Source organism: Amycolatopsis sp. cmx-8-4 (genome assembly GCF_046548675.1).
GTDB lineage: Bacteria > Actinomycetota > Actinomycetes > Mycobacteriales > Pseudonocardiaceae > Amycolatopsis.
Map to the genome: position 1 here is coordinate 58182 of NZ_JAEBDZ010000012.1, position 15236 is coordinate 73417.

15 protein-coding genes and 1 pseudogene are annotated in these 15236 nt (G+C 71.5%); 7 read left to right on the top strand and 9 right to left on the bottom strand.

What is annotated here, in order from left to right; all coding sequences use genetic code 11:
* Nucleotides 1-927 carry a DMT family transporter gene (locus ACLJQZ_RS25225; RefSeq protein WP_410622341.1) on the bottom strand — a complete coding sequence of 309 codons (927 nt, stop codon included), beginning with the start codon at nt 925-927 and terminating at the stop codon, nt 1-3.
* A 73-nt stretch (nt 928-1000) separates the two neighbouring features.
* Here ACLJQZ_RS25225 and ACLJQZ_RS25230 point away from each other — a divergent pair, with 73 nt between their 5' ends.
* Nucleotides 1001-1924: a LysR family transcriptional regulator gene (locus ACLJQZ_RS25230; protein ID WP_410622342.1), complete on the top strand. Its 924-nt coding sequence runs from the start codon at nt 1001-1003 to the stop codon at nt 1922-1924.
* Between the two features lie 75 nt (nt 1925-1999).
* Here ACLJQZ_RS25230 and ACLJQZ_RS25235 read toward each other — a convergent pair whose 3' ends face one another.
* Complete coding sequence (locus tag ACLJQZ_RS25235; RefSeq protein WP_410622343.1) at nt 2000-2848, bottom strand: helix-turn-helix transcriptional regulator; 849 nt, start codon at nt 2846-2848, stop codon at nt 2000-2002.
* A 141-nt stretch (nt 2849-2989) separates the two neighbouring features.
* Here ACLJQZ_RS25235 and ACLJQZ_RS25240 point away from each other — a divergent pair, with 141 nt between their 5' ends.
* Nucleotides 2990-3997: an aldo/keto reductase gene (locus tag ACLJQZ_RS25240; RefSeq protein ID WP_410622344.1), complete on the top strand. Its 1008-nt coding sequence runs from the start codon at nt 2990-2992 to the stop codon at nt 3995-3997.
* A gap of 1 nt (nt 3998) precedes the next feature.
* Here ACLJQZ_RS25240 and ACLJQZ_RS25245 read toward each other — a convergent pair whose 3' ends face one another.
* On the bottom strand, nt 3999-4883 hold the full coding sequence (locus ACLJQZ_RS25245) for a LysR family transcriptional regulator (protein ID WP_410622345.1): 885 nt from the start codon (nt 4881-4883) through the stop codon (nt 3999-4001).
* A gap of 84 nt (nt 4884-4967) precedes the next feature.
* Between ACLJQZ_RS25245 and ACLJQZ_RS25250 the strand changes: the two genes are divergently transcribed.
* Complete coding sequence (locus ACLJQZ_RS25250) at nt 4968-5912, top strand: threonine/serine dehydratase (RefSeq protein ID WP_410622346.1); 945 nt, start codon at nt 4968-4970, stop codon at nt 5910-5912.
* Here the strand turns inward: ACLJQZ_RS25250 and ACLJQZ_RS25255 are convergent.
* The 3 genes and pseudogenes from ACLJQZ_RS25255 to ACLJQZ_RS25265 form a co-directional block, all read right to left on the bottom strand.
* A complete protein-coding gene (locus ACLJQZ_RS25255; protein WP_326951025.1) occupies nt 5866-6684 on the bottom strand; it encodes an LLM class flavin-dependent oxidoreductase in 819 nt (272 codons plus the stop codon). The two genes, ACLJQZ_RS25250 and ACLJQZ_RS25255, sit on opposite strands and share 47 nt — an antisense overlap.
* 135 nt (nt 6685-6819) lie before the next feature.
* The gene (locus tag ACLJQZ_RS25260) at nt 6820-7650 is read right to left on the bottom strand and encodes a peptidoglycan-binding domain-containing protein (protein ID WP_410622347.1); all 831 of its coding nucleotides are present in this window, start codon (nt 7648-7650) and stop codon (nt 6820-6822) included.
* A gap of 122 nt (nt 7651-7772) precedes the next feature.
* A pseudogene (locus ACLJQZ_RS25265) lies at nt 7773-8315 on the bottom strand (HAD-IC family P-type ATPase); the annotation flags it as partial.
* Between the two features lie 333 nt (nt 8316-8648).
* Between ACLJQZ_RS25265 and ACLJQZ_RS25270 the strand changes: the two are divergent.
* Nucleotides 8649-9701, top strand: a complete 1053-nt coding sequence (locus ACLJQZ_RS25270) for an NlpC/P60 family protein (protein WP_410622348.1) — start codon at nt 8649-8651, stop codon at nt 9699-9701.
* Nucleotides 9702-9865: 164 nt separating this feature from the next.
* Complete coding sequence (locus ACLJQZ_RS25275; protein ID WP_247053671.1) at nt 9866-10066, top strand: DUF3072 domain-containing protein; 201 nt, start codon at nt 9866-9868, stop codon at nt 10064-10066.
* Nucleotides 10067-10485: 419 nt separating this feature from the next.
* On the opposite strand, the gene rho is transcribed toward ACLJQZ_RS25275, so the two are convergent.
* Nucleotides 10486-11550 carry a transcription termination factor Rho gene (gene rho / locus ACLJQZ_RS25280; protein WP_410622349.1) on the bottom strand — a complete coding sequence of 355 codons (1065 nt, stop codon included), beginning with the start codon at nt 11548-11550 and terminating at the stop codon, nt 10486-10488.
* Between the two features lie 239 nt (nt 11551-11789).
* Here rho and ACLJQZ_RS25285 point away from each other — a divergent pair, with 239 nt between their 5' ends.
* Nucleotides 11790-12326: an ATP-binding protein gene (locus ACLJQZ_RS25285; RefSeq protein WP_410622350.1), complete on the top strand. Its 537-nt coding sequence runs from the start codon at nt 11790-11792 to the stop codon at nt 12324-12326.
* 217 nt (nt 12327-12543) lie between these two features.
* On the opposite strand, the gene ACLJQZ_RS25290 is transcribed toward ACLJQZ_RS25285, so the two are convergent.
* Complete coding sequence (locus ACLJQZ_RS25290) at nt 12544-12756, bottom strand: hypothetical protein (protein WP_247053679.1); 213 nt, start codon at nt 12754-12756, stop codon at nt 12544-12546.
* 42 nt (nt 12757-12798) lie between these two features.
* On the bottom strand, nt 12799-13971 hold the full coding sequence (locus ACLJQZ_RS25295; RefSeq protein WP_410622351.1) for a glycoside hydrolase family 64 protein: 1173 nt from the start codon (nt 13969-13971) through the stop codon (nt 12799-12801).
* 341 nt (nt 13972-14312) lie between these two features.
* Between ACLJQZ_RS25295 and ACLJQZ_RS25300 the strand changes: the two genes are divergently transcribed.
* Nucleotides 14313-15221 (top strand): glycoside hydrolase family 16 protein, encoded by a 909-nt coding sequence (locus ACLJQZ_RS25300; RefSeq protein WP_410622352.1) that lies wholly within the window; start codon nt 14313-14315, stop codon nt 15219-15221.
* Nucleotides 15222-15236: the final 15 nt, after the last annotated feature.

Below are 15236 nucleotides of genomic sequence, written 5' to 3' on the forward strand. Positions count from 1 at the left end.
CTAGTCGCGACCGCGCCGCCCCGCAGGTCGCGCGGTGCCCGCGAAGCAGACGGCGCCGAGCACGGCCGCGCAGCCGACCAACTGGAGCACGCCGGGCGACTCGCCGAGCAGCACGATGCTCAGCAGCACCGCGCCGACCGGCTGGAGCAGCATGAGAGTCGCGCCGGAGGTAGCCGACATCCGCGGCAGCGCGGCCGAGATCAGCAGCCAGCCCGTCAGCTGGCCGACGAGCGCGAGCGCGATCAGCCACCCGAACGAGGGCCAGCCCGGCGCGAAGTCGAGCGTGCCGGACGGGAGGCCGAGGACCAGCGCGACGGCGCAGGCGGAGAGCGTCGCCAGGAGCAAGGAGTGCGACTGCGTCCCCTTGGCGCCGCTGAGCCGGATCAGGAACAGGTAGGCGGCGTACCCGGCACCGGCGATCAGCGCCGCGACGGCGCCGGTGACCGGGTCGGGGCCGAACGCGCCGGTCCCGGCGAAACCGCCGGCCAGCACGATCCCGCCGAGCAGGACCGGCGCGGCCACCAGGAACCGCTTCGACGGCCGTTCGGCGAGGAACGCGAACGCCAGCACGGGCACGATCACGACCTGCACCGCGAGCAGGACCGTCGCGATGCCGGCGCCGACGCGCGGGATCGCCTCGCCCCAGAGCACGAAGTCCAGGCCGAGCCCGGCCCCGGCCAGCAGCGGGAAGAGCACCCGGCGGCGGGTCTCGGGGCCCGCCTTGCGCCGCTCCCACCAGGCCAGCGCGAACAGGACCGGGAGCGAGAGCAGGCGCCGCCAGAACGCGCTGGTGGCGCCGCTGGTGTGCGAGACCTTGATGAAGACCGACGACAGCGCGATGCAGAAGCTGCCGAGCGCCGCGAGCAGGCGGGGGTCGACGCGCTGGGTGAAGGTCGTCTTGACGGGGCGGGGCGCGGTCGTGGTCACCCCTCCAGCGTGGGCGTCTCGACTGTCAAGGACAAGCGAATGTTTCTGCGCGAAATCCGGTAGCATCACTACCGTGTTCGGACTCGAGCGGATGCGGGCGCTGCACGCCCTCGCCACCCAGGGCTCGGTCGCCGCGGCGGCCGCGTCCCTGCACGTCACGCCCTCGGGCGTCTCCCAGCAGCTGGCGAAGCTGGAACGGGAGGCCGGGCAGCCGCTGTTGGAGTCCCGCGGCCGCGGCGTCCGGCTGACGAAGGCGGGCCAGGTGCTGGCCGGGCACGCCGAGCGGATCCTCGCGCAGGTCGCCGAGGCGAAAACCGACCTGGAGCTGCTGCGCGAGGACGTCATCGGGCCGCTGCGGGTCGGCGCGATCCCGACGACCGTGCACGCGCTGCTGCCGCCCGCGCTGGCGACGCTGGCCGTGCAGCACCCGCGGCTGGAGGTGACGCTGCACGAGGGCGAGGCCGAGCAGACGATGCCCCGCGTCCTGGCCGGCGACCTCGACGTCGCGGTGCTGGAGAGTTGGGCGGACCGCCCGACGGTCCTCCCGCCGGAGACGACGAGGATCGCGTTGTTCTCCGACGTCGCGGACCTCGCCCTGCCGGCCGGCCACCGCCTGGCGCACCGCAAGACGGTGGATTTGTCCGAAGTGGACGACCTGCCGTGGATCGGCTGGAGCGCCGGCTCCGGCTGCCACGACTGGCTGGTCCAGGTCCTGCGCAAGCAGGGGCTGGACCCGCGGATCAGCTGCACGGTGGGCAGCTACCCGACCCAGCTGGCCCTGGTGGCGGGCAACCTCGGCGCGGCGCTGGTCCCCCGCTTGGCCCGCGACCGGCTCCCGGACCGCGTCCGCATCCTGACGACCCGCCCGGCGCTGACCCGCACGATCTACGCGATCTGCCGGGCGGGCGAGGAGGACCACGGCGCGGTCCGGGCGTGCCTGGACGCGCTGAGCGAGGCGTCGGCCCGGTTCACCACCGCCCTCCGCCCGGTCGGCTGAGGCCACCTCGTGCCGGCTCGTCGTGAGTGTTTAGGGCGGTTCTAACCGCCCTAAACACTCACGACGAGCCGGGTATCAAGGCGTCGCCGGTTCCGCCGCCCAGCTGGCCAGCAGCCTCAGCGCCGTTTCCGAAGGTGAGCCCGGCTCCACCGTGTGCACTCCCAGCACCTGGTCGTGGTCGCCCGTCGGAGCCAGGGCTTCGTACCCCAGGACCAGATCCCCCACCACCGGGTGCCGGTAGTGCTTAGTGCCGTGCGTGCGCTGGTAGACGTCGTGATCCGCCCACCAGACGCGGAAATCCTGGTCCCGCACCGACAGCTCGCCGATCAGCTCGGCCAGGGCCGGGTCGTGGGGGTTGCGGCCCGCGTACAGGTGCAGCGTCGCCACCACGCTGCGCGCCGACGACTCCCAGTCCGCGTACAGCTCGCGGGCCGGCGGGTCGAGGAAGACGAACCGGGCCATGTTGCGCTCGCGCGGGGGCAGCGCGTCGAAGTCGCGGTAGAGCGCCTTCGCCAGGCGGTTGGCGGCCAGCACGTCCAGGCGCCGGCCGGTGACCATCGCCGGGACGTCGGTCAGGGTCTCCAGCACCCGCAGCAGCCCGGGGCGGACGCGCTGGGGTGCCGGGGTCCGCGGCCGGCGGCGGCTCGGCTTGGCCAGCGCGACCAGGTGCCGCCGCTCGGTTTCGTCCAGCTGCAGCGACCGCGCGATCGCGTCCAGCACCGACTCCGAAACGTTCAGGTTCCGGCCGCGTTCGAGCCGGACGTAGTAGTCGACGCTCACCCCGGCCAGCCGCGCGACCTCTTCCCGCCGCAGCCCGGGCACGCGCCGCACGCCGGGTTCCGGCGGGAGCCCGGCGTCCCCGGGTGTCACCCGGGCCCGGCGGGCGCGCAGGAAGTCCCGCAGTTCCGGGTTGTCCTCGCTCATCCCGCCAGCCTAGATCGGGCGCCGCGCGCGTGCGGGGGTCTGCTGGACCCCCGGTCGAGCCATGCCCCTCTCGCGACGTCGAACGGCCGGAGCCGGCGGTTAGCTGGAAGCAGAACCAGCTCCCGAGAAGGAAGAACCGAGATGGAACGCGAAATCCTGGGCGGCACGGGCATCTCCGTCAGCCGCTTCGCCTTCGGCGCGATGATGCTGGGCGCGATGGGCAACACCGATCGCGCCGAGTCGGTGCGGATGATCCACGCGGCGCTGGACGCCGGGATCAACCTCATCGACACCGCCGACGTCTACTCCCACGGCGAGTCGGAGGTGATCGTCGGCGAGGCGCTCAAGGGCCGCCGTGACGACGTCGTGCTCGCGACGAAGTTCTCGATGCCGATGGGCCCCGACGCCAACCAGGCCGGCGCCTCGCCGCGGTGGATCAAGCAGGCCGTCGAAGCCAGCCTGACGCGGCTCGGCACCGACCACATCGACCTCTACCAGCAGCACCGCCCCGACCACCTGACCGACATCGACGAGACGCTGGGCGCGCTGTCCGATCTGGTCCGCGCGGGCAAGGTGCGCGTGATCGGGTCCTCGACGTTCCCGGCCGAGCTGATGGTCGAGGCGCAGTGGGCCGCGCGGCGCGGCGGGCACCACCGGTTCCGCACCGAGCAGCCGCGGTACTCGATGCTCACCCGGATCATCGAGAACGACGTCCTGCCGACGGCCCAGCGCCACGGCATGGGTGTCCTGACCTACGGGCCGCTGTCCAGCGGCTGGCTGACCGACCGCGACCCGGCGCGCGGCCACCGCGCCGGGATGGCCCCCGAGGTGTTCGACCTCGCCGTCCCCGAGAACCGCGCGCGGGCCGAAACCGTCGAGCGGCTGCGAAAACTCGCGGGCGACGCGGGCCTGCCGCTGGCGCACCTCGCGGTGCGGTTCGTGCTGAGCCACCCGGCCGTGACGTCGGTGCTGATCGGCCCGCGCACGCCGGAGCAGCTCGACGACCTGCTGGCCGCGCAGGGCCCGCTGCCCGGTGACGTGCTCGACCGGATCGACGAGATCGTCCCGCCCGGCACCGAGGTCAACCGGCACGACAACTACCAGGCGGCGGCGCCGGCGATCGAGAACCCGCGGCTGCGACGCCGCTGAGTCACGCCCGCAGCCGGTCCGCCATCTCCGTCACCAGCCGGCCCGGACGCTTGTGGTGCACCAGGAAGACGTCGCGGGCCGGGCGGGCGTCGGCCGCGTCCCGGACCTCGATCCGGGCGCCGCCGGCGCGCTCCAGCACGCTCTCCGGGATGAACGCGATCCCCAGCCCGGCCTCGACCAGCGCCAGGATCACCTGGTAGTCGCGGCTTTCGTGGGCGACGCGCAGCCGGACCCCCGCCGCGTCCGCGAGCTGTTCGAGGCACACCCGGTTGGGCACGCCGGGGCTACCCGAGATCCAGTCCTCCCCCGCGAGCCCGCGCAGGGTGAGGCGGCGGACGGCGGCTTTCGCGTGGCCCACCGGGAGGATCAGGCGGAACCGCTCCGAGCGCAGCAACGAGCGGTCCAGTCCACGCGGGTCGGGCAGGACCGCGCCGGGATAGTGATGGGTGATCAGGAGATCCAGGTCGCGCGAGCTGACCAGGCCGTAGCCGTCGGGTGGCTCCAGGTCCAGCAGCCGCAGCGCGACCGCCGGGTGGGCCTCGCGGAAGCCCGCGAGCGCGGCCGGGACGAGGGTCGCGCCCGCGCTGGCGAACGTGCCGACGGTCAGCTGCGCCGGCTCCTCGCCGAGCAGGGCCCGCACGGTCCGCTCGGCGGTCCGCAGCTCCCCGACGATCGTCTCGGCGTGGGTGAGCAGCGCTTCACCGACGGCGGTGAGCGTGACGCCGCGCGGGTTGCGGTGCACCAAAGGTGCGCCGACGTCGCGTTCGAGTTTGGCCAGCTGCTGCGAGACGGCGGACGGCGTGAACGAAAGACGTTGTGCCGCACCGGCGATCGACCCGGCGTGCGCGACCTCGGCGAGCAGGGCCAGGCGGTGGGCGTCGAGCACGGGAGCCTCCAGCCGTAAGCGTTGCTAACGCCAGCATAGGAGACGTCGCTGGTGCTTACGGCCGGGCGCGCGCATGCTGAGGTCATGATCAGCACTTCGGACGTCGAACGCGCCGCCACGAGGATCCACGGCCGGGTCCGCCGGACGCCGGTCTTCGCGGCCGACGGCGTGTGGTTCAAGCTGGAACACCTGCAGCACACCGGGTCGTTCAAGGCCCGCGGCGCGTTCAACCGGATCTTGGCGGCCGGTGACATCGCGGCGGCCGGGGTGGTCGCCGCGTCGGGCGGCAACGCGGGCCTCGCCGTCGCCCACGCCGCCCGCGAATTCGTCGTCCCCGCAAGGGTTTTCGTCCCCACCACTGCGCCCGCGGTCAAGGTGGCGAAGCTGCACGCGCTCGGCGCGGCCGTCGAGCTCGTCGGCGACAAGTACGCCGACGCCTACGACGCGGCGGTGAAGCACGCGGCCGGCAGCGGCGCGTTGTTCTGCCACGCCTACGACCAGCCGGAGATCTGCGCCGGCCAGGGCACGGCCGGTCTGGAACTGCTGGAGCAGGTGGACGGGCTCGACACGATCCTGGTCGCGGTCGGCGGTGGCGGGCTCCTGGCGGGCATCGCCGCGGCGGTCGAGGGCCGGGCGCGCGTGGTCGGCGTCGAGCCGCGCACGATCCCGACGCTCCACGCGGCTTTGGACGCGGGCGAGCCGGTCCAGGTCGAGGTGTCCGGCCTGGCCGCCGACTCACTCGGCGCGTCCCGGCTCGGGGACATCGCCTTCGCGGTCGCCACCCGCACGGGCGCGGGGTCGGTCCTGGTCGAGGACGCCGCGATCGCCGAAGCCCGGACGACGTTGTGGGACCGCTACCGCCTCGCCGTCGAAGCGGGCGGGGCCACGGCCTGCGCCGCGTTGCTCAGCGGCGCCTACGTGCCCGCGCCCGGCGAGCGGGTCGCCGTCCTGCTCTGCGGCGGCAACACCGACCCCGCGACGCTCACTTCCCCGTCAGCAGCGCCACCAGCGGCGCGAACTCCTCGATGAAGGCGCTGTTGACACTGACGTAGGACACGCCCAGCTCGTCGCGACGGCGTTCCAGCTCGCCCGCCATGTCGTCGACGCTGCCGCGCAGCATGGTCAGCGAGTCATGCTCGATGAGCGTCGCGGCGTCGACGCCGATGAACCCGCGGATCCACGGCGGGACGACCTCGCCGACGACGAAGATGTTCATGGCCAGCTCGATGTCCCGGCCGTCGGCGGCGGTCCGGATCTCCTCGACGTGCGACGCGAACTCGTCGCGGGTGGTCAGCACGCCCCCGGCGAGGGTAACGATGTCGGCCTTCGCCGCGGCGAGCCGGCGGGCCTTGGGACCGCCCGCGGCGAGCATCACCGGCGTGTGCGCGTCACCGTCGAGGCGGCGGACGTGGTCGATCGTCTCGGAGATCGAGTCGAGCCGCTCCTGGCCGGTGCCGTAGGGCAGGCCCAGCTCCTCGGCCTGCTGGCGCATCGACGCCAGGCCGGTGCCGAGGCCCAGCTCGAACCGGCCGTCGGTCATCGCCGTCAGGCTGTGCGCTTCCCACGCGGCCGCGCGTGCTGTGCGCAGCGGGCTGGCCAGCACGAACGAGCCCACCCGCAAGGTCGTCGTGACCGCGGCGGCCGTCGCGAGCGACGCCGTCGGGGTCGGCAGGTTCAGGTTGTCCGGCGAGAGCAGGGTCGAGTACCCCAGCTCTTCGGCCCGGCGCGCGGTCTCCCGCCACTTCGCGCCGCCCTCCTGGGCCGCCGCGACCACACCGAACCGGAACGCCTTCTCAGCCATCGGATCAACCCCCACTTGTGTCTTTGCCCCGATCAAACACCGCCGCGCCCGGCCGTGCCACCACGAACGCCGTGAAGGCCTCCTTACCGGCTCTTATGGCCGGTAAGGAGGCCTTCACGGACTTCGGGAGCCGCGTCAGCCGCGCTGGTACTCCTCCCAGGTGACCTTCGTGACCGAGGGGCCGTCGTCGGCGCCGCGGCCGGCCAGGCCGTTCTTGCCCAGGTAGTAGTCGCCCGTCTGGTGCTGCGCGCCCGACGAGAGGTCCGGGTCGGAGATCGCCATCGCGTGGATGTGGTAGGCGAAACCCTGGTCCGGCGTGCGGTACCAGGCCGCGAACCCGACGTTGCGCAGCGCCTTCAACAGGGTCGTGCGGGTCGCCGCCGACATGCCGGACACCGAGATGTCCATCGCGCCGCCGCCGTCGTGCGTCCCGGCCGAAGCGTCGACACCGCCCGGGTTGTAGGAACCCTGGGTCAGGCTGACGGTGAAGCCGGCGATCTTCTCCGCCGCCAGCAGCATCGCCTTGGTGCGGGTGTTGATCGTGACCCCGCGGTAGGCCACGCGGCTGCCCGCGGACACCGCGCTCGTCACGGTGTAGCGGCTCGCGCCCAGCTTCTCCAGCGACGTCTTGCCGGGCAGGCCCGAAGCGTCGATCCCGGTGTAGCCCAGCGACTTCTGGTACTGCGAGTACGCCGTGATCGTCGTCGTGCCGAAGTAGCCGTCGACGTACTTGCTGTCCAGCAGCCCCTTCGCCTGCAACGCCTGCTCGACCAGCAGGACGCTGTCGTGCGCGCCCGGCGTCTGGGTGTCGTCGGCGCGGCGCGGGTCGATCTGGGCCGCCTTGAGCACGGCCTCCATGTTCGCCGCGGGCAACGCTGTCGTGGCTGCCGGCACGGCCTGGGCCGGCGCCGCCACAGCGAGCGTCGCGGCGGTGAGTGCCGTCAACACGGCGGCCTTCGTGAACATCCCTGTCCTCCACTCGTCGGAATCCCTGCCGCCATCAGGATCACCCGGCCGGATACAAGGGACGTACAAACGACCTCCAATCACCCATCCGTGCCGATTCGGCCGTGTTTATTCGGCCGTGCTTATTCAAACCGGCGCAGACGCAGGCTGTTCGTGACGACGAAGACCGAGCTGACGGCCATCGCCGCGCCGGCGATCATCGGGTTGAGCAGGCCCGCGGCCGCGAGCGGCAGCGCGGCGACGTTGTAGGCGAACGCCCAGAACAGGTTGCCCTTGATCGTCCGCAGCGTCCGGCGCGCCAGCCGGATCGCGTCGGCCGCCACGCGCAGGTCACCACGCACGAGCGTCAGGTCGGCCGCCTCGATCGCGACGTCGGTGCCGGTGCCCATGGCCAGCCCCAGGTCGGCCTGGGCGAGCGCGGCCGCGTCGTTGACGCCGTCGCCGGCCATGGCGACCACGTGCCCCGCCGCTTGAAGCCGCTCGACGACGGCGGCCTTGTCGTGCGGCAGCACCTCGGCGATCACGCGCTCGATCCCGACCTCCGCGGCCACCGCGCGGGCGACGACGGCGCTGTCGCCGGTCAGCAGGACCGGCGTCAGCCCGAGCCCGCGCAGCCGCCGGACCGCCTCGGCCGACGTCGGCTTGACGGTGTCGGCCACGGCCAGCGTGCAGCTACGGCCTGTCAGACCGGACACAAGTTTTCCCGGCGCACCTGGTCCAGCGATGATTCCGGCCGTCACGGAGAGTTCCGACGCGAACCCCCTGGACTCTCCCGTGTTCTTTTCGTAACCTGTTCGAGATCTCGCGGCCCCGCGCCACCGACAGGTGGCTACGCGAGATCGCCGCCGATACCCCCTTGCCGGGTACCGGACCCCCACACCGCGTGGCTCACCTGTTGCGGGAGAGCGCGCACCGTGACGGGGCAGTGCGGACGAGGCCCCCGACTCGCCGCCCCGGTCCCGACCGGCGGCCGAACAGCAAAGGAGACCCGCGCGACCGTGCATTCGCATCCCGTCAAGCGCGTGGTGTCAGGTGCCCTCGCGGCCGCCGCGGTGATCGCAGTGATCACCGTCGCCGACCCCGCGGCCACCGCCGCCCCGATCCCCGCTCTCCAGGCTCCGCCCACCGGGTCGGAGGCCCTGGCCAAGTACCGCGACCTCGCGGCGCAGGCCGAGAAGCTCAACGAAGACCTGCTCAAGGCCCAGGCCGACCTCACCACCAAGCAGGGTGAGCTCGACAAGGCCACCACCGACGTCGACGCGGCGAAGACCGCGGGCGCCGAGGCCGCCGACGCGAAGCAGAAGTACCAGTCCCAGGTGGACAAGTTCGCCAACGCGTCGTTCACCAGCGGCGTCCAGCTCAACAAGCTGTCCGCGCTGCTGGCCGGCACGTCGACGCAGGACTTCCTGGACCGCTCGTCGGCCCTCGAGGTCATCGCGACCGACAAGAACTCCGCGATGGACAACCTCAGCGGCGCGGCCGAGAAGGCCAAGACCGCCGAGAAGACGGCGACGGACGCCGCGAAGAAGGCGACCGACGCGCGCGACGCGGCGGCCAAGCTGACCTCGGACATCGAGGGCAAGAAGAAGAACCTGCAGACCCAGATCGACCAGATCGAGGCGCAGAGCAAGACCCTCAGCACGGCCGACAAGGCCGCGCAGAAGGACACCGGCGGCAAGGCCCCCACCGTCAAGGCGGCGACCGGGGCCGCCCAGACCGCGGTCAACGCGGCGCTGAGCAAGCTCGGCAGCGCCTACGTCTGGGGCGCGACCGGACCGAGCACGTTCGACTGCTCGGGACTGATGCAGTGGGCCTACAAGCAGGCCGGCATCTCCCTGCCGCGCAACTCGGCGGCGCAGGCGGGCTTCGGCACGCCGGTGTCGCGCGACCAGCTGCAGCCGGGCGACCTGGTCGCCTACTACTCCCCGGTATCGCACATCGGGATGTACATCGGCGACGGAAAGATGGTCCACGCCCCCACCAGTGGTGACGTGGTCAAGATCTCCCCGCTGATGAGCGAGTACGCCGGAGCGACCCGCCCGACGGCCTGACGTTTCGCGAATCCGTCCACAGTGGTGTTCACGCCGCCGTGGACGGATTTCGCGTTTCCGGGCGGGATTCGCGGGGAAACTCCTCCGCGGGGACGTGCACGGAAACTGTCGGGGCTCTGGGTTACAGTCGAACCCGAGCGAACAGACGTTCGAATGGAGTGGTGATGACCGAACAGCCGGAACCCAACCCGGAGAAGGACCCGAGCGACTGGACCACCGGCGACGAGCCGATGACCGGGCCGCAGAAGTCCTACCTGCAGACGCTCGCCCAGGAGGCGGGGCAGGAGGTGCCCGAAGACCTGACCAAGGCCGAGGCGTCGAAGCGGATCGACGAGCTGCAACAGACCACCGGCCGCGGCGCTTGAGCGTTTCCGCGGTGGCTGCGCGGACCGGCACCGGCCAGGTGCCGCAGCGGCTGAAGCGGCACCTGGCTGCGGCGGCTGACCGGCACCCGGCGGACGAGCGCTTGGGCTGGCCAGAGCTTGGGTCGGCGGGCGCTCGGCGGCGGACCGAACCAGCCCGATCGGGCGGCGCGAGCGCTTGAGCTGGCACGGCACCCGCTGAGAGCACATCGGCGGACCAAGCGCGCCGGTCCAGGTGCGCGGCACCGAAGTGAGTGCGGCGGCCGAGCAAGAGCGCCGGTCGAGCGGACCGCATGAGCGCCGCAGCTGAGCGGGCGCGGCAGCTAACGGATGCGCGGTGCCGAGCAAGCACACTGCGGCTCAGCGCGTCGCGAACGAGAGGGCAGGCACCTGCCGCGAAGGCGCACTGTGGCGCAGTGGGCTCAGGCGGCCTGGGGCAGTGCGGCCGCGCCGGTCACGCGGAGCAGGAACTCGGCGTTCGAGCTCGTCTTGCGGAGCTGGTCCAGCAGCTGCTCTACGGCGTGCGGGCCCTGTAGTGCTCGGCGGACGTCGCGCATTGCGGCGAGTTCCTCCGGCGTCACCAGCAGTTCCTCGCGCCGGGTGCCGGACGCGGCCAGGTCGACCGCCGGGAAGACCCGGCGTTCTGCGGTGCGACGGTCCAGCTTGAGCTCGGCGTTGCCCGTGCTCTTCAGCTCCTCGAAGAACACCGTGTCGGCCAGCGAACCGGTTTCCACGAGCGCGGTCGCGATGATCGTGAGGGAACCACCGCCCTCGACGTTCCTTGCGGCGCCGAGGATGCGCTTCATCGGCTGCAGGGCCGCCGCGTCGACACCTCCGGAGAGTGTGCGACCGGAAGGGCGGGCCGACAGGTTGTACGCGCGGCCCAGGCGGGTCAGGGAGTCGAGCAGCAGCACGACGTCCTCGCCGCGCTCCACCAGGCGTTTGGCGCGCTCGACCGCCAGTTCCGCGATCGCGACGTGTTCGGCCGGCGGGCGGTCGAATGTGGACGCGATCACCTCCCCGCGCACGGTCCGGCGCAGCTCGGTGACCTCCTCTGGACGCTCGTCGGCGAGCAGCACCATGAGCTTGCACTCCGGGTGGTTGGTGGCGATGCCGTGCGCGATTTCGCTCAGCACCGTGGTTTTCCCCGCCTTCGGCGGCGAGACGACCAGCGCGCGCTGGCCCTTGCCGATCGGCGTGACGAGGTCGATGACGCGGGTCAGCACCCGCGCCGGGGTGGTTTCGAGCAGCAGGCGCTCGTCGGGGTGCACCGGGACGAGGTCGTCGAAGTCCGGCCGCGGGGTGGCCGGGTTGACGCCGTCGACGCTGATGATTTCCTCGGCGGTGCCGGTGATTTCGTCGCCGGTGCGCAGCTTGTGCTTGCGGACGACGGAAAGGGGGATGGTGATGTCGCCGTCGGCGCGCCGGTAGCCGGCGCGGACGAAGGCGGATTTTCCTTGTACGTCAAGGATTCCGTGGAAAGGCATGGTTTCTCCTGAATGCGGGAACGGCCGGCGCGCGGACGGCGCGGGCCGTGAATGAAAGGAAAGAGGCCGAACTGGCCTGGATCCGGGAGCTTCCTCCGGGCGGCCTGAAGGCCGACGTCCGCAAGGAGCACCTTCACTGTAGCCGGACTTTCCCCGAAGCACAATGCGTGAGAACCGGTGGCGGTGGGTAGGTCTCCAGGGAAGCCCGCCGAACCGTGGCCGACGGATGGGAGCACACCGTGCACCGACACACCCTGGAGCCGGACGTCGACACCGGCGAAACCGCCGACGACGGCCCACCCGGGACCACGTCCCCCGACCGCCTCCCCGCGGGGTCCGGGACCGTGGTCACCTCGACCTTCGAAGAACTCGCGCCGGCGCTGCCCAACGACGTCGCCGACCTGCGCCGCAAGCTCATCCGCTGGCTGGCCGCCCTCCCCCTGGACCCGGAGAGCACGCACGACATCACGCTGGCGACCTACGAGGCGCTGGCGAACGTCGCGGCCTACGCCTACCCGGACAAGCACGGCTGGGCGCGTCTGCAAGCGGCGCGGGTGGGCGACGCCGTGACCGTGACGGTCACCGACACCGGCTGCGGCATCCCGGCCACCCGCGCGAACCGCCCCCGCACCGCGGGCCTGCGCACTTCGGGCGGACGCGGCCTGCTGCTGATCGACAAGGTGACGGACCAGTCCGACATCCACACCGGCGAGCAGGGCACCACGGTCCGGATGACCTGGCGCCCGGCGGCCTTGCGGCATGCGGGAGCAGCCTGACCCGCGGCGGTCGAAAGAGGGCACGAGCAAGAGGCCGCGAAAGCAGCCGATTCGGAAATCGAGCAAGATGAAAGAACATCACGGCTGACGACGCAGCGGGCGACCACCGACCCGAATACCGTCAGTCACTCCGGCATCGCTCATTGAATGCGGTGAGCAGGCCCGAAAGCCGAGAAACGCGGTGAGCCGGAGCAGGCCCACCGCGCTTCAGGGAACCTCAGGCCGCGCTGGCCAGCCGCACGAGGCGGTTGCGCGGGTACGACACCAGTTCGCGCTCTTCGTCCGTGGTGAAGATCTCGACGGAATCCTCCAGGATGTCCGCCGAAGTCACCTGTAGCTGCCACGCGGGCAGCCCCGGGGCGGGCTCGTGCCAGAACCACTGGCCCTTGGTGAGCTGGTCCGCCGGGACCGTCGCGTCGTCCGTGTTCATGCCATGAGGCTAACCGCCACCACCGACAGTTTTTGAACGGGCTCAGCCATGGGTCGCTCCCACCGTGATCGTCAGCACGTCCGGGTCGCCGGCGAACACCGCGCCGCTGAAGTCCGGGCCCGGGCTGACGTCGTCGTACGGGAACGCGTAGCCCCGGTTGTCGGGCAGTTTCGAGTGGACGATGCGGGCGTAGTGGTTGGTGACGTCGCCCAGGTAGAACTTCGCCGGGTCCTCCGCCGTCGGCTGGTGCGCGTTGTCCAGCAACGTCGTGCGGTTCAGCGCCGCCGCCAGGCGCGGGATGATGCTCTTGCGCGCGTCGCTCGCGCCGGCCGCGATGGCGAACGGGCCGCTGTCGCAGCTCCAGACGTCCGCGGTGGCCGGCTTCGCGAAGGACTCGGCCCCGAGCACCAGCCGGCCGCCCGTGACGCGGCCGGTGAACGTGCCCAGGCCCGGGTTCTGCGAGTCCACCACGAGGTCCGTGCCCTCGTACTTCTGCCAGACCTGGTCGATGTACCCGTCGAGGTACCCGCCGAACTGGTCGGCGTGGTGGTGCGGCGACAGCGCCCGCAGGTTCCCGCCGCCGCCGGTCTGCACCAGCCCCGGCCAGTTGCCGCCCAGCGCCGTCAGCTCCGACGAGATGGCGTCCAGCGATCCCGAAGGCAGGCCGTTGACGGTTTTCGTGCCCGAGCCGGACGTCGTGAGCGACAGACCCATCGGCATCCCGACGAAGTCGACGTAGCTGATGTTGGCGAACAGCTGCTCGTCGTTGAACGTGAACTCGCTGAACGACCAGTTCTTCCCGAAGTTGGGATCGGCGGTGTTGAGGAAGCTCGGGTGCACCAGGGCCGGCCCCGGATCGAGGAAGAAGTCCAGCTTCGCGTCGGTGACGACGTAGATCCGCGCGCCGCCCATCTTCGGCACGGAGACCTGGGCCCCGGAACCGACCGGGATGGCGCAGTCCTCCGGCAACGGCGTGTGCGCGGCGCCGGGCGAGTCCGGGTAGTACGGCGAGCCGTCGGCGCGCAGCAGGACCAGCCGGCCGTCCGGGGTCGTGCCGGTGACGTAGGCGTACACGGTGCCGGAGCCGGAGTTGTTCACCAGCTCGAGACCGAAGGTCGACGGCGTCGCGGCGTAGGCGGTGCGGGCCAGGGGCAGCACGGTGGCGGTGGCGAGCGTGGCCGCCGAAAGGCTCAGGAACGAGCGGCGCGAGATCATGATTCCTCCACGTTGAGGATTACCAGAACACGCGGCGTGCTCCACAATGGAGACACCGGCCGCGCTCGCAGATTCGTTGTGGACGCCAACAAACTATGAACGCCGCCCACCGGGCCTGACAACCCCTCCAAGGTAGGTCTAGACCACCGTTCGCACTCAGCGCGCGATTCCCCGCACCGGGAATTTTCAAACAATCCCGGCCGGTGACTGCCCCTGGGTACCGGGTCGTGGGTAATTCCGGGCAGGGGCCTTGACTTCCCCGCGAACGGTCGGTGACAGTGGACGGCCTCGCAGGTGGACGCACCCCCTTTCCGGCTTCATCACAGAGAAAGCGGACCCCCATGCAGCCCAGCAAGCGTTTCCTGCGACTGACCGCCGTGATGGCAACGTTGTCACTGCCCTTCCTCGCCCCGGCGACGACGTCCGCCGCGGAGACCTGGACCACCGTGTTCCAGGACGACTTCGACGGCGCGGCCGGTACCGGTCTGAACACCCAGGACTGGCTCTACGACAAGGGAACCGGCTACCCGGGCGGCGCGGCGGCCTGGGGCACCGGCGAGCTCGAGACGGCCACGGACTCGACCGGCAACGTCTACCACGACGGCGCGGGCCACCTCGCCATCAAGCCGTTGCGCGACGCCGCGGGCAACTGGACCTCCGGCCGGATCGAGACGCAGCGGACCGACTTCGCCGCCCCGGCGGGTGGACAGATGGAGATCAGCGCGTCGCTCAAGCAGCCGTCCCCCGCCGGCGGGCTCGGCTACTGGCCGGCGTTCTGGGCGATGGGCGGCGACGCGCGGCCGGTCGGCGCGACGAACTGGCCGAGCATCGGCGAGCTCGACATCATGGAGGACGTCAACGCGCTCAGCAAGCACTCCACCACCTTCCACTGTGGACAGTGGCAGGGCGAGTGCCACGACCCGGACGGCATCACGAGCGACCTGCAGGACTGCCCGGGCTGCCAGGACGGCTACCACTCCTACTCGGTCGTGGTGGACCGCCGCGACGCCGCCGCGGAAGAACTGCGGTTCTACCTCGACGGCAACCAGACCTACTCGGTGAAGCAGAACCAGGTGTCCGACGCGACCTGGAAGGCCGCGGTCGACCACGGGTTCTTCGTCATCTTCGACGTCGCGATCGGCGGCTCCTACCCGAACAAGGTCTGCGGCTGCACCTCCCCGGGTGCGGACATCACGCCGGGCGCCGAGATGAGCGTCGACTCGCTCTCGGTCAAGGTCAGCGATTCCTGAGCCGTTAAGCTGGCG